11 protein-coding genes and 1 pseudogene are annotated in these 13,224 nt (G+C 70.8%); 2 read left to right on the forward strand and 10 right to left on the reverse strand.

What is annotated here, in order from left to right; translation table 11 throughout:
• On the forward strand, positions 1–907 hold a 907-nt coding region (locus tag QAA18_RS08455), incomplete at its 5' end, for a YifB family Mg chelatase-like AAA ATPase (RefSeq protein ID WP_279412495.1).
• Here the strand turns inward: QAA18_RS08455 and QAA18_RS08460 are convergent.
• Positions 904–2,088, reverse strand: coding sequence for a putative peptide maturation dehydrogenase (locus tag QAA18_RS08460; protein WP_279412496.1), 1,185 nt, complete (start codon positions 2,086–2,088; stop codon positions 904–906). The two genes, QAA18_RS08455 and QAA18_RS08460, sit on opposite strands and share 4 nt — an antisense overlap.
• A 134-nt stretch (positions 2,089–2,222) precedes the next feature.
• Here QAA18_RS08460 and QAA18_RS08465 point away from each other — a divergent pair, with 134 nt between their 5' ends.
• Complete coding sequence (locus QAA18_RS08465) at positions 2,223–2,546, forward strand: NHLP-related RiPP peptide (RefSeq protein WP_279412497.1); 324 nt, start codon at positions 2,223–2,225, stop codon at positions 2,544–2,546.
• Here QAA18_RS08465 and QAA18_RS08470 read toward each other — a convergent pair.
• The 9 genes and pseudogenes from QAA18_RS08470 to oleC form a co-directional block, all read right to left on the reverse strand.
• Positions 2,533–5,073: a putative peptide modification system cyclase gene (locus tag QAA18_RS08470; RefSeq protein ID WP_279412498.1), complete on the reverse strand. Its 2,541-nt coding sequence runs from the start codon at positions 5,071–5,073 to the stop codon at positions 2,533–2,535. The genes QAA18_RS08465 and QAA18_RS08470 overlap by 14 nt on opposite strands.
• 10 nt (positions 5,074–5,083) lie before the next feature.
• Positions 5,084–6,088: a diguanylate cyclase gene (locus QAA18_RS08475; RefSeq protein ID WP_279412505.1), complete on the reverse strand. Its 1,005-nt coding sequence runs from the start codon at positions 6,086–6,088 to the stop codon at positions 5,084–5,086.
• Between the two features lie 162 nt (positions 6,089–6,250).
• The gene (locus QAA18_RS08480) at positions 6,251–6,895 is read right to left on the reverse strand and encodes a lysophospholipid acyltransferase family protein (protein ID WP_279412499.1); all 645 of its coding nucleotides are present in this window, start codon (positions 6,893–6,895) and stop codon (positions 6,251–6,253) included.
• 16 nt (positions 6,896–6,911) lie between these two features.
• The gene (gene arfB, locus QAA18_RS08485; protein ID WP_279412500.1) at positions 6,912–7,325 is read right to left on the reverse strand and encodes an alternative ribosome rescue aminoacyl-tRNA hydrolase ArfB; all 414 of its coding nucleotides are present in this window, start codon (positions 7,323–7,325) and stop codon (positions 6,912–6,914) included.
• 1 nt (position 7,326) lies between these two features.
• Positions 7,327–8,025, reverse strand: coding sequence for a pseudouridine synthase (locus QAA18_RS08490; RefSeq protein ID WP_279412501.1), 699 nt, complete (start codon positions 8,023–8,025; stop codon positions 7,327–7,329).
• A 2-nt stretch (positions 8,026–8,027) separates the two neighbouring features.
• A pseudogene (ubiB, locus tag QAA18_RS08495) lies at positions 8,028–9,602 on the reverse strand (ubiquinone biosynthesis regulatory protein kinase UbiB); the annotation flags it as partial.
• The gene (locus QAA18_RS08500; protein ID WP_279412502.1) at positions 9,599–10,249 is read right to left on the reverse strand and encodes an SCP2 sterol-binding domain-containing protein; all 651 of its coding nucleotides are present in this window, start codon (positions 10,247–10,249) and stop codon (positions 9,599–9,601) included. The pseudogene ubiB and the gene QAA18_RS08500, both read right to left, overlap by 4 nt.
• A 362-nt stretch (positions 10,250–10,611) precedes the next feature.
• The gene (gene oleD, locus QAA18_RS08505; RefSeq protein WP_279412503.1) at positions 10,612–11,598 is read right to left on the reverse strand and encodes a 2-alkyl-3-oxoalkanoate reductase; all 987 of its coding nucleotides are present in this window, start codon (positions 11,596–11,598) and stop codon (positions 10,612–10,614) included.
• On the reverse strand, positions 11,595–13,224 hold a 1,630-nt coding region (gene oleC / locus QAA18_RS08510), incomplete at its 5' end, for an olefin beta-lactone synthetase (RefSeq protein ID WP_279412504.1). The genes oleC and oleD, both read right to left, overlap by 4 nt.

Here is a 13,224-nt window from a genome sequence, read left to right on the forward strand (position 1 = left end):
GGAAGTCGCCGCCGCCGGCAGCCACCACCTCCTGTTGCTGGGGCCACCCGGCTGCGGCAAGACCTTGCTGGCCTCGCGCCTGCCCTCGTTACTGCCCGAAGCCAGCGAAGCCGAGGCGCTGGAAAGCGCGGCGATCGCCTCGGTGTCCGGACGCGGCCTGGACCCGGCGCGCTGGCGCTCGCGGCCGTTCCGCAGCCCGCACCACACGGCCAGCGCGAACTCGCTGGTCGGGGGTGGCACCGATGCGCGACCCGGCGAGATCTCGCTCGCGCACAACGGCGTGCTGTTCCTGGACGAATTGCCGGAGTGGGGACGACACACGCTGGAAGTCCTGCGCGAGCCGCTGGAGTCGGGCACGGTCACCGTGTCGCGCACCGCGCGCCAGAACGAATTCCCCGCGCGCTTCCAGCTCGTTGCGGCCATGAACCCCTGCCCCTGCGGCTGGGCCGGCGATCCTTCAGGTCGCTGCAACTGCAGCGCCGACATGATCGGCAACTATCGCGGCCGCGTCTCCGGGCCGCTGCTCGACCGCATCGACCTGCACGTCGAGGTTGCCCGCCTGCCACCGGCCGAACTGCGCCCCGACGCACCGCCCGGCGAATCCAGCGACTGCGTGCGCGAGCGGGTGCAGGCGGCGCGCGCGCGGCAGCATGAACGCGCAGGCAAGCCAAACGCGCAGCTGGACACCGCGCAGACGCGCCTCCACTGCAGGCTGACGGATGCCGACCAGGCCATGCTCGAGCGCGCGATCGACCAGCTCCAGCTCAGCGCGCGTTCCATGCACCGGATCCTGCGCGTCGCCCGCACCGTTGCCGACCTTGCCGCCAGCGAATCGATCGCCAGCGCGCACCTTGCCGAGGCGCTGGGCTACCGGCGGCTGGAGCGGAAAATCGCACCGCCGTTCTAGGCGCTGCGTGTCCGCCAGACCTTGCGGTTCGGATCGAGTTCGGAGGTGATCATGGTGCCCGCCCGGATCCCGAATCCGCATACCGCCAGCGGGCCGTCGACGTAACCGGTGAGACCGAACGCCTGCTCGATGTCGACCTCGTTGATCGCGGCGGTGATGAACGCACCCAGCCCCTGTTCGGTCGCCGACAGGAACAGCGTCTGCGACAGGTGCCCGGCGTCGAGGATGCATACCCGGTAGGCCTTGGCATGGTCGCGGTACTTCCAGAAGTTGCGGGCGAAGCGCGGTGCGAGCACCACCAGCACATGGGCATCGGCGAAGTAGTCCTGGCCGGCCACCGCGGTCCGTGCCAACGCCGCGAGCCCCGCCTCCCCGCCCGCCCACGGCATGGGATCCAGCGCGTGGGCAACCGGGTCGTAGTGGTACAGGCCAGGCGCTACCCCGCGCACCCGGCGAACGATCAGGTAGGCGTCGGTCGGATGCAGGGCGCCGCCCGACGGACTCGTCTTTTTCAGGAGCTCGAATTCCGCGGCTGCCGGCACCCGGGCCCTGGCGCCGAAGACCCGCTCCAGCATCTTCGCCAGGGCGGCGCGCGGCAGCATCCGGCGGCTGGTGTCGAAATTCCGGCAGGTACTGCGCGCGTCGAGCAACTCGTCGAAGCTTCCGCCCCTGGATCTCGGCAGGCCGATCCGTCCCTGCTGTCGGCGCTCGCGCACGGCGGGGGGCGGCGCACCGAAACGTTCGCGCACGCCGGCGGCATGGTCCAACCCGGTTGCGGCGTTCTCGCGGACCGCGTCCACGCCCTGCCAGCGGGAATCCGCGTGCAGCAGCGCAGCGCTCGCGTGCCAATGCTGTTCGCGCAATCGTTCGTCGGCGAGGCGCCCCTGCGTCCATGCCTTGCCGCGCCCGACCAACAGGCCGGCACGCAAAAGCCGCTGCACCCGTGTGCTTCCATGACGGGCGCGCAAGGGCACGGCGCTGGTCCAGTCATGCGGGCCGAGGCTGCCGAGCAGCTCGATGTCGCCCACGTCCACTTCCACCGCCGCATCCAGGTGCGGCGCATGTGCGAACCACTGCATTCGCGAGCTCACGCCGGTTCCGCCCGCGAGCAGCCCGGCCAGGTCGAAGCTCGCCAGTTCCCTGGGTTCCAGCCTGAGGATGTGGCAGCGACGCACGAGCATGCAGACTTGGGTCCGATCGGCACCGGGGCGGAGACGACAGGTTAATCCGCCGGCGGGACCTTGTGCGGGGGCAGCGACCCGCGTAGCTTTCGTGCGGGGATTTCCACCAATGCTTCCACCAACAGGGGAAAACGATGGCCGCTAAGAAGGGAGCCGCGCCGGCGCCGCTGGAGCCGAAGGTTGCGAAGAAGTTGCTGGACCTGCTGTCCACCGACAACGATTTCCGCAGGCTGTTCAAGAAGGATGCGCATGCGGCGCTGGTCAAGGCGGGCTACAAGGCGCCGGCGGGCACCGACCCGTCCACGGCGGCGGCCGTCTCCGGCGGCGCATGCCTTCAGCTCAAGAGCGGCGACCGGATCGCGCCCAAGGCGCAGATCGTCCGCGATCGGGCCAAGCTCGAGTCCAAGGTGACCGCGGTCATGCATTTCGAGGGCGCGAAGCTGCTCAAGGCGGACTGAGCGCGGTCGCTTCATCCAGAGTGCTGTCGATCACGCTGAGCATCGACAGCAGGTCGAACGCGGGCCGCTCGACGTAGGCGCGCCCGCGGTGCGCCACCAGCCACCCGGTTTCGCGGGCTGCGGCGTCGGCGTTTCCGGCCGCCAGCTCGGACCTGCGCAACGTGGCATGGACCAGCGCGAGGGCCTCGGGCTGGCCAGCCAGCTTGCGCAGATCCCTGGTCGCGTCGCCCGGCTTGCCCTGGATCCGTTCCAGTTCTGCGCCGAGGACGGTCTGCAGTTGTCCGGCGAGCGGGTACCCGTCCTGTTGCGGCAGCGCCCGCCCCTTGTCGCGTGCCGATTGCAGGAGCCGCGCATCGTCGATGCGCGCGGCCAGCACTGCGTAGGCGGACATGGCGAAGGGACGGAACACGGCCAGCTCCGCATCGAGGCGTTCCGCGTTCGACTCCAGCCACGCCAGTTCCTCGCGGATGCGCCGCGACAGCTCGGAGCGTGGCAGGCGTCGGGAGGCGATCTCGATGGTCATGCGGCGGATGCGGGCGTCGGCTTCGTACAGCGGAGAATCCTCGCGCACGGCGATGTCGACGGCTTCGCCGGCGAGCGCCAACGCGTCCTCCCACTTGCGCTGGTCGGCCGCGAACGTCGCGGCCTGGGCAGGGATCGCCACCCGGTCATAGGCGCCAGAGACGCGCTGGCCCTCCAAGGCCCTGGCGACGCCGTCCCAATCGCGGCGCATGGCATGGGCATAGGCAAGGCTGTAGCGGGCACCGTCGTAGCCCAGTTCCCGGGAGCGCGCGAACTCGCCCAGTGCCGCGTCCGGCCTTTCCAGCGCGACCAGGGCGATGCCCTGCATGTAGTGCGCCAGGCCCAGGCGCTGCGCCGGCGGCGCGGAGGCAGCTCTCGCGTGCACGAGCGCGGACTCCGCATCGTTGCGCTCCCACAGGTGCAGTTGCGCCAGCGACAGGTGCACCGACAGCTCGTCCGGGTACAGGGCGAGCAACTGGTCGGCCTTCTCGATCGCCATGGCCGGCGGGCCCAGCCGCGCCATCGCCACGTCGAGCTTGAGCGATTCGCGTGGCGACAACCGGTCCCGCAGTTGCGCAGCCCGGTCGAAGTACCTGGCGGCCGTGCCGAATTCGCCCAGGGTGTGGGCAAGCAGCGAAGCCAGCGCGGACCAGGCCAGGGCGAACTGCGGGTCCCGTTCCACCGCGCGTTCGTAGCAGCCTTTCGCAGCCAGCTGGTCGCCGGTGGACTGTTGCTTGCGGCCGACGGCGTAGGCCTTGAGCGCGTCGAGATCCCCGGTGGTCGCACTGGGCAGCGACATCGAGTTCTTGTGGATGGCCTCCAGCGCCTCGCCCAGCTTGCCGCGCAACTCGCCGGAAACCTTGTCGATCGAAGCCAGCGTCGACTGGGCACCGTTGCCGTCGGCGGATGCCGCGTACACCGTCGTCTGGGTATGGGGATCGATGACTTCGGCGCTGACCCGTATGTGGCCGCCGATCTCGGCGACCGTGGGCAGGATCACCGCACGCGCCCCATCGCGCAGCGCGATCTCCGAAGCGACCGCCCGATCGAGCAGGGTGTCCGGCTTGCGGCGCATGCGAGCGAGGGTGTCGCGCGCCTTGAGGTCGCTGAGCACGTTGACGTAGCGCGACTGCTCCAGGCTGATGCGGAACGCCTGTTCCAGGGAATCGTCGAGCATCGCGTCGCCGGTGAGGTTGCGAAGATCCGCCACCACCACCCAGTCGCGTTCGCCGAAGGCGATCGCCGGTTGCGGGCGGGTCATGAACCAGGTGCCGCCGGCCAGGCCGGCGACCAGCAGCAGTTCGGCGGCGAGCGCGGCCGGGCGGCGCCACAACGGGATGTCGCGCCAGGCCTTGGCCCGGTTCTGTTGCGGCGCGCGCAACGGCGCGATGCCGGGCTCGCCGACTTCGTAGATGTCTTGCGGTTGTGGCACGCCCTTGAAGCGCCAGCGGCCATGCGACTTCCACAACAGGTGCTCGCCGCGCTCGCCGAGTTCGCGCGCGGCGCGGTGCGCCAGCGGTTCGGCGGTGGCCGACAGCAGGATCTGGCCGGGCCGGGCCAGCGTCATCAGTCGGCCCGCCATCGGCTTGGCCAGGCCTTCGACCTCGAGCGGCTTGGCGCCCACGTTGACCGCTGCATCGCTGTTGCGCCAGGTCAGCACTTCGCCCACGTGCAGGCCGGCGCGCGCCTGCAATTCGACGCCATGGCGCGCGACCTTGTGCTGTTCGCCCAGGTCGCGCAGGCCACGCACGTAGTCCATGGCAAAACCGAGGCCGTCGATCGGTCGCTCGAACAGCAACAGCAGGCCGTCGGAGCGGTCGATCAGGCGCCCGTGCCACTGCTGCTGCAGCTTCAGCACCAGGCGATCATGCGCGCGGAAGAGTTCGGCCGCCTCGTTGTCGCCAAGACGCTCGACCAGCGTGGTCGAGTCGCACAAGTCGGTCAGCAGCAGGGTCCTTACCTGCGGACCCGAGTCGTTGCCGATGCCGGAGTCGGGTGCGTTCATGGGGTAATCCCTAGACCGGCGCCAGCGCGTCGTCCTGCCACTCGACGCGGTTGCCGCCCAGGCGCTTGGCGCGGTACAGCGCCGCGTCGGCATTGGCGTACCAGTCGTCCCAGGTCTGTTGCGGCGACACCGGGCAGGCGCCGATGCTCAGGGTGGTGATCTGCGGCGGCGACGGCTGCAGCTTGAACAGCGCATGCGCGGTGTCGACCACGAACTGGGCGATGCGCACGATGTCGCCCTGGCGCTCGGCTCCGACCAGCAGGCAGAACTCGTCGCCGCCCAGGCGGCAGGCGATGTCGTCGACGCCCGCGGCCGATCGCAGGATGTTGGCCACGCCCTGCAGCACGCGGTCGCCGACCAGGTGGCCGTGCTCGTCGTTGATGCCCTTGAAGCGGTCGCAGTCGACCAGCAGCAGCCCGCGGCCGGCCAGCAGGTCGTTGCGGCGGCGCTGTTCCAGGTGCAACTGGAATCCGCGACGGTTGGCCAGCCCGGTGAGCTCGTCGGTGCGGGTGAGCTGCTCGGTCTGGTTGAGCCGGTGGGTGGTGGCGCGCAGGGTGTCCAGGGTGGACTGCAGGTCGATGTTGCGGCGGCGCAGGCGCCCGATCAGGCTCTGCTCGTTCAGCACCACCCGCGCGATCGCCCGGCGCAGGAAATGCGCCAGCAGGGTAGGGGCGCGGCGTGCCATCGGCTCGAACTCGTCCTGGCGCAGTTCCAGCAGGACCGCGCTGCTGGCCGCCACGGCATCGGCACTGCGGGCGTGGTCGCCGATCAGCAGGCCCAGCTCCCCGAAGAACTCGTGCCGGCCCAGGCGCTTGGGCACCAGGTCGTCGCCGAAATCCAGGTCGATCTCGCCCTGCACGACGACGTACATGGTCGTGCCCAGGTCGCCGCGCCGGAACAGGGTTTCGCCGGCCGCAACCAGCCGCGGCCGCCCGAGTTGCTCGAACAGCGCGTATTCCTCCGCCGTCAGTGCGGTGGTGGACGGATCCATGCCAGGGTCCATGCCGGTTTTCATCCCGGTTTCCAGCCTCCGGCTGGCGGCGTCAGCGGTCATCACGACTCCCATGTCGTGGTTGAACGCGAGAATAGCATCGGAGCGGCCGCCGGCCGGGAAAAAGGGGACGGAGGTAATTAAGCGCGTCGTTGCAGACCGGATGCTGCAGGGGTCTTGCGGCGCTTAATTACCTCCGTCCCCTTTTTCCTGCGCCACGCTGCGGTTCTTGCCGCGCCAGGGCGCGTACCACCGCTGGATGCGGCGGATGTCGGCGTCCATGTCGTCGCCCAGGTCGAAGGTCGGGCCGATGCCGATGACCTTGCGCGGGTAGTCGAAGTACGCCGGCAGCACCGGTACCCCCGCCCCCTTGGCGATCTTCCAGAACCCGTACTTGAAGCGGGGGACGGGCTTGCGCGTGCCTTCGGGCGCCAGGCCGAACCAGTAGCGCTCGGCGTCCAGGATCAGCCGGGCGGCTTGTTCGGTGACGCCGCTCGCCTCGTCGCGGTTGACCGCGATCACCCCCAGCCAGCGCAGCACCGGGCCCAGCGGCCACCAGAACAGCTGGTGCTTGCCGAGCACGCGGATGTCCAGGTCGAGGGCGAGCTTGGCGGCGAACCCCCAGATCCCGTCCCAGTTGGACGAGTGCGGCGCGCCGATCAGCACCAGCCGCGGGATGTCCGGGAACGCGCCTTCCATGTGCCAGCCGCCCAGGCGCAGGACCGTGCGCCCGACCCAGCGGGCGAACCGGCCGTGGCCGGCCCGGGGCGCGTTCGGCGGCAGCGGCAGCACGACGTCGTCGTGTGCGGTGTCTTCGGCTGGCTGGCCCATGTGGTCAGTCGTCCCGTCAGTCCCAGTCGCGGCGGCCGCGTCCCTGCTTGATCGTACTGCTCCGGCGCTTGGCGTCCAGCCGGCGCTCCTTCGAGGCCCGGGTCGGCCGGGTGGCGATCCGCTTCTTCGGCGCATGCAGCCCGGATTCGATGAAGGCGGCCAGGCGCTCGCGCGCGTCCTCCCGGTTGCGTTCCTGGGTGCGGAAGCGCTGCGCAGAGAGTACCAGCACGCCCTCGTTGGTCATGCGCCGGTCGCGCCTGGCCAGCAGCCGCGCGCGCACCGGCTCGGTCAGCGACGGCGAGCCGGCGACGTCGAAGCGCAGTTCGACCGCGGTCGCGACCTTGTTGACGTTCTGCCCGCCCGGCCCGGCGGAGCGCACGAAGCGCTCGACCAGCTCGTCGTCGTCGATGGTGATGTGGCCGACCCGCATGTCAGCGATTGTAGGCGGGGAACAGGTCCAGGGCCCTGGCAAATTCATGGTCTGGCGCGGCCACGGCTTCCACCGTCGCGCCGGTGTGCGGGTGGAGGAAGGCCAGGCGGCGTGCGTGCAGGAGCATGCGGTGGATGCCCATGGCCCGGAACGCGCGGTTGTGGCGGCCGTCGCCGTGGGAGCTGTCGCCGACGAGGTGGTGGAAGGCGTGCTTGAGGTGGCGGCGGATCTGGCGGAAGCGGCCGGTGCGGGGATGCGCGCAGAGCAGGGCGTAGCGTGAGGTCTCGAAACCCTGGGTCGGGATCGGCAGTTCGCAGGTCGCCAGCACCTCGAAGTCGGTGACCGCCGGCTTCTTCACCGGCTTGCCCGGGCCGCCGTCGAGCGGATGGTCGATGGTGAAGCGCGACTCGGCGGGCCAGCCGCGGCACACCGCCCAGTAGTCCTTCTCGAACCCGTCGGACATCAGCTGCTTGCCCAGCGCCGAGGCGGTGTCGCGGTCGAATGCCAGCAGTAGGCAGCCGCTGGTGGCGCGGTCGAGGCGGTGGACCAGGTGGATGGGCTTGCCGAACTGCTCGCGCAGGCGATCCGCGGCGAAGTCGGTTTCGCCGCGCGCCAGCGCGCTGTCGTGGACCATCAGTCCGGCGGGCTTGCCGACGACGGCAAGGAAGGGGTCCTCGAACAGGACCGGCAGCGCACTCACCGCAGCGCGTAGAGCACGGCCACGACCAGCACCGCGCCGACGCCGACGATGGCCGCGACCACGCGACGCTGCCCCTCGCGCACGGCACGTGCCAGGTCGGCCAGCTCCGCCGATCGCATCGCCAGTTCGTGCCTGCCCTCGACCTGCTGTTCCAGCCAGGCGTGCAGCAGGCGCGGCATGTCCGGCGCATGGGTGACCATTTCCGGCAGGCGCTTGCCGAACTCGCGCAGCAGGCGTCGCGGGCTGTAACGCTCGCGCAGGATGCGTTCGAGCACCGGCCGCGCCACCGCCCAGATGTCGATCCCGGGATCGAGCTGGCGGCCGACGCCCTCGATGCTCAGCAGGGTCTTCTGCAGCAGGATCAGCTGCGGCTGGATGGTCAGCTCGTAGCGCTGGGCGGTGCGGAACAGCTTCAGCAGCACCTCGCCCAGCGAGATCTCGCTCAGCGGCCGCGTGAAGTATGGCTCGCACACCGCGCGCGCAGCCGCTTCCAGTTCGTCGATGCGGATGTGCGACGGCATCCAGCCGGCCTGCACGTGCAGCTCGGCGATGCGCCGGTAGTCCTTGTTGAAGATCGCCATGAAGTTCTCGGCGAGGTAGTACTGGTCCTCGCTGGAGAGCTGGCCCATGATCCCGAAGTCCAGCGCGATGAAGCGCGGGTCGGCCTTGCGCGCGGGGTCGATGTCGACCCAGATGTTGCCGGCGTGGGCGTCGGCATGGAAGAAGTTGTCGCGGAACACCTGGGTGTAGAACACGCGCACGCCCTTGGCCGCGAGCGCCTTGCGGTCGATGCCGGCGGCATCGAGCGCGGCGATGTCGTCGCTGGGGATGCCGCGCACGCGCTCGAGCGTCAGCACGCGCTCCGTGGTGTGGCTCCAGATCGGTTCTGGCACGTACAGGTCGGGCGAACCCAGCCAGTTGCGACGCAGCACGCTGGCGTTGGCGCCTTCGCGCTGCAGGTCGAGCTCGGCGGCGAGCGTGGATTCGATCTCAGTCACTATCTCGCGCGGACGGATCTTGTCGGCGCTGGGATGGGTGCGGTCGACCAGCGCGGCGACGCTCTTGAGCAGGGCGATGTCCTGCGCGATCTGGCGGCGGATGCCCGGGCGCAATACCTTCACCACCACTTCGCGCGGCGGGGTCGCGTCCTGCGCGGACAGCGTCGCGGCATGCACCTGCGCGATCGAGGCCGAGGCCAGCGGCGTGGTGTCGAAGCTGGCGAAGGCCTCGGCCACCGGCCGGCCCAGCGCCTGTTCGACGATGGCGCGCGCGGCCTCGCCGTCGAAGGGCGCGACGCGATCCTGCAGCAGGGTCAGTTCGTCGGCGACGTCCGGCGGCACCAGGTCGCGGCGCGTCGACAGGATCTGCCCGAACTTGACGAAGATCGGCCCCAGCTCCTGCAGCGCCAGGCGCAGGCGCGCGCCGCGCGGTTGCGCCGCAATCTCGCGCGAGGCGCGCGGCACGAACGGCCGCATCAACCGCAGCCAGCGCTCGGCGGGCGTGCCGGACAACAGGTCGTCGAGGCGATAGCGCACCAGCACGCGGCCGATGCGCAGCGCGCGCAAACCGGATTTCATCGCGCTGCTCCCGGGCGCTCGTCGAGCGACTGGCGCAGCCGGGCGATGCGCGCGGCCAGGCGCGCGGCGTCATCCCGCAGTGTGTCGACGTCGTCGTGGAAGGCGTCCAGTTCGGCGCGGCCGACCACGTCGCGCGATTCCTCGGTGACGTACTCGGCGGTGGTTTCGGCAAGGTCGCGGCCGGCATCGCGCGCATGGCGCAGGCCGGCGGCAACCGCCCTGGCGACCTGCACGCCGACGATCTCGCCGAACACCGCCACGAAGGGTTGCTGCCAGTCCGGATCGAAACGTTCGGCCAGGCGCTGCAGCCGCCGCGCGAGGTCGGCGTCGCCGGACACACGCATGCGCCCCACCGGCGGCGCATCGTCGCGGCGGAGCATCGGCAGCTGCGACAGCAGGCCGCCCAGCGTGGCGCGCACGCCCAGGTCCGGCTCGTTGCCCGGATCGACCGGGCCGACCGTCAGCCGCTCGCCCTGCACTTGCAAGCGCAGCGCAAGCGGCGGCGCCTCCACCGCGAGCTCGACGCTGCGGCCCTGCAATGGCCCGAGCGCGGCGCGCGTTTCCGGATCCAGGGCGATCGCCCGGTTGAGCGCGGCCTCGAGGGCGCGCCCCGCAGGCACCTTCCAGTTGAACGGGCTGTCGGTCATCGCGGGCATTGTAGGCGGAGTCGGATTACGGCTCGCGTGTGGGGCGCCGTGGAATGGCCTTGCCCAAGCCGGGACACGGCGTGAACCCATCCATGGGGCCTCGTCGTCGGCATCCATGCCTCCGACGGTCCCGGCTTGGGCAAACCCATTCCACGACGCTAAGCCAAGCGGGTCGGTCGATGCTTCGGAACGCACCCGAAGAGGCGTTCACGACGCGGGTAGATCCGGGCGTCGCGGGACAGGTGGTGCGCTTTGGCGAAATCAAGGAGGAGGCCGGGCCGCCGGCCCGGCCGGGGGACATTCGCCAAAGCGGACCGCCTTTCCAGCGTAAGCGCGCCAGGACATCCCGGCTGCCGCCGCTCCTAAAGGGCGTGACGCAGACGATCGAGGCCCTCGGCGATGGTCACGCGTGGCACATAGCCGAAGTCGCGGTTGGCAGGCCCCATGTCGTACCAGTGCGTGGTGGCCAGTTGCTCGGCCAGGAACCGCGTCAGCGGTGGCTCTCCCTTCAGCGGCAGCAGCGTCCAGGCTGCCTCGCACACCGCGCCGATGGCATAGGCCGCGGGGAACGGCAGCGACTTCTCCACCGGCGGCGCCCCGGCGGCGGCCAGCAGCGAGTTGACGATCTCGCGCATCGGCTTCGGTTCCCCGTTGCTGATGAAATACGCACGGCCGGCGCAGGCAGCGCCGGGCGCGAGATGGTCGAAGGCATCGAAGTGCGCCTGGGCGGCGTTGTCGATGTAGGTGGTGTCGACCAGGTTGTCGCCGCCGCCGACCAGGCGCAGGCGTCCGGCACGCGAGCGCTCGGCCAGGCGCGGCAGGATCTGCTGGTCGCCCGGCCCCCAGATCAGGCGCGGGCGCAGTGCGACGGTGGCGAGGTTCACGTCGTTCGCCGCGAGCACGGCCTTTTCCGCGATCAGTTTGGTCGCCGCGTACGGCGCCTTCAGGTGCTCGCCATAGGGGACTTCGTCGGCGGTGCCGCCGGCGACCGGATGCGTGCGCCGATGGGTGACGCTGGGCGTGGACGTGTACACCAGCCGGCCGATGCCGTGCGCGCGGCAGGCGGCAATGACGTTGTCCGTGCCGATCACGTTTGCGCGGTGGTAGCTGTCATGGCTGCCCCACGCGCCGGCTTTCGCGGCGTTGTGGAAAATCGCCTCGCAGCCACGCGCGGCGGCATGGACCGCGTCGGCGTCGGCCAGGTCGCCCTGCACCTGCCGCACGCCGATGGTGTCCAGCGCCGGGTAATGGCCGCGATTGAAGCTGGCGACTTCGTGTCCGTGTTCGACCAGGCCGCGACACAGGGCCTGGCCGAGGAAACCACCGCCGCCAGTGACGAGGATTCTCATGGGGCGGGACTCGGGACTCGGGACTCGGGACTCGGCAAACGCCTGGCGGCCCAGAGGGCCAGGCGCTCGCGCTGGATCTTGGCGTTGTGGCGGATGTCGACGGGGAGCGCGGGGTGGAAAAGGAAGGTGTCCAGTCTGGCGGTGTGGGTGTGGGCGGCGGCGATTTCGCGGAGTTCCTGGAGCAGCTTTCGCGGCTTCCGCCGCTCCCACGGGTGGGCCGGGCGAGCGGGCTCGATGATGACGACGGCGCGCTGTGCACCGCGTTCGCCCACGCCGACCAGGGCGCTGCGGCGCACGGCCGGATGGGCGTTGAACACCGGTTCGACCTGCTCGGTGTACAGCGGGCCATGCGGGGTTTCGACCCGCTGCGACTTGCGCCCGCAGAACCACAGCCTGCCGTCATCGTCGAAGTAGCCCAGGTCGCCCATGCGGTGCACGATGCGCTCGCTGCCGTCGCCGCGGCGTTCGCGGATCTTCGCCAGTACCGTCGCCTGCGGGCGATTGAAGTACTCATCGGTCGCGGTCGGGCCGGCGACCGTGATCTCGCCCACCGTGCCGGCAGGCAGCTCGCGCGCCTGCGACCAGTCGGCAATGGCCTCGTCGGTGATGGCGATGATGCGCACCTCGTTCAACGCCACCGGGCGGCCGACGCAGGTGCCGGCACCGGCTTCGGTGGCCGCGCGCGTGGCTTCCAGTTCGCGTCCCTCGATGACGGCGACCGGCAGGCACTCGGTCGCGCCGTACGGCGTCCAGAAGCGTGCGCCGGCGGGCAGGAGCTCGCGCATCCGGGCAACGACGTCCGGTGGCACCGGCGCGCCAGCCGACGTCACCCGCGCCAGCGTCGGCAGCGGTTCGCCGTGTTCGGCCAGCACCCGCATCAGCGCGGGCGAACCGAACAGCTGGGTGACGCCGAAGCGGGCGATCGCGCGATGCAGCTTGCGCGGGTCGGCTTGCGCAGGCCGGGTCGGATCCATGTCGGGAATGATCGAGGTGAGCCCCAGCGCCTGGTCGAACAGCGCGAACGGCGGGAACGTCGGCAGGTCGACGCCGCCGGGCTCGATCCCGAACGCATCGCGCAGCATCGCCACCTGGGCGACGAAATGGCGATGGCGGTAGACCACGCCCTTGGGCACGCCGGTCGAGCCCGAGGTGAACAGCAGGGCGGCGACGTCGTCCGGTGCGGTGTCGACGAGCTGCGACGTCGCCCCGGCGCCATCGCGTTCGACCTGCGCCAGGGTCGCATCGGCCAGCAGCGCGCGCGAACCGGTGGTGACCCGCAACCGCGCCGACGCCGCCCAGCCCAGCAGCCTGCGCGCCAGCATCGCCAGCGGGATGCCGATGAACGCCTCGGGGGCGGCCTCGTCCAGGCATTGGCGCAATGCGCCGCGGCCGATCCCCGGGTCGACCAGGACCGGCACCGCGCCGGCCTTGAACAGGGCGAACATCACCAGGAAGAACTCGGGGGTCGGGCGCACCATCACCACCACGCGGGTGCCGCGGCCGACGCCGCGCCGGCGCAGGCCGGCGGCGATGGCATCGCTGCGGGCGTCGAGCTCGGCGCAGGTGATGGCGACGCCGTAGCCGCCGTCGGGCCCGGGGCAGCGCATCGCCACCTGGCCGGGGCGC

It is taken from the genome of Luteimonas sp. 8-5, from assembly GCF_029763755.1.
GTDB lineage: Bacteria > Pseudomonadota > Gammaproteobacteria > Xanthomonadales > Xanthomonadaceae > Cognatiluteimonas.

Coding starts and splice junctions, on each gene's coding strand:
- QAA18_RS08460 (WP_279412496.1), bottom strand. CDS start 2,088: ATGCTCGTGCGTCGCTGCCACATCCTCAGGCTGGAACCCAGGGAACTG.
- QAA18_RS08465 (WP_279412497.1), top strand. CDS start 2,223: ATGGCCGCTAAGAAGGGAGCCGCGCCGGCGCCGCTGGAGCCGAAGGTT.
- QAA18_RS08470 (WP_279412498.1), bottom strand. CDS start 5,073: ATGAACGCACCCGACTCCGGCATCGGCAACGACTCGGGTCCGCAGGTA.
- QAA18_RS08475 (WP_279412505.1), bottom strand. CDS start 6,088: ATGAAAACCGGCATGGACCCTGGCATGGATCCGTCCACCACCGCACTG.
- QAA18_RS08480 (WP_279412499.1), bottom strand. CDS start 6,895: ATGGGCCAGCCAGCCGAAGACACCGCACACGACGACGTCGTGCTGCCG.
- arfB (WP_279412500.1), bottom strand. CDS start 7,325: ATGCGGGTCGGCCACATCACCATCGACGACGACGAGCTGGTCGAGCGC.
- QAA18_RS08500 (WP_279412502.1), bottom strand. CDS start 10,249: ATGACCGACAGCCCGTTCAACTGGAAGGTGCCTGCGGGGCGCGCCCTC.
- oleD (WP_279412503.1), bottom strand. CDS start 11,598: ATGAGAATCCTCGTCACTGGCGGCGGTGGTTTCCTCGGCCAGGCCCTG.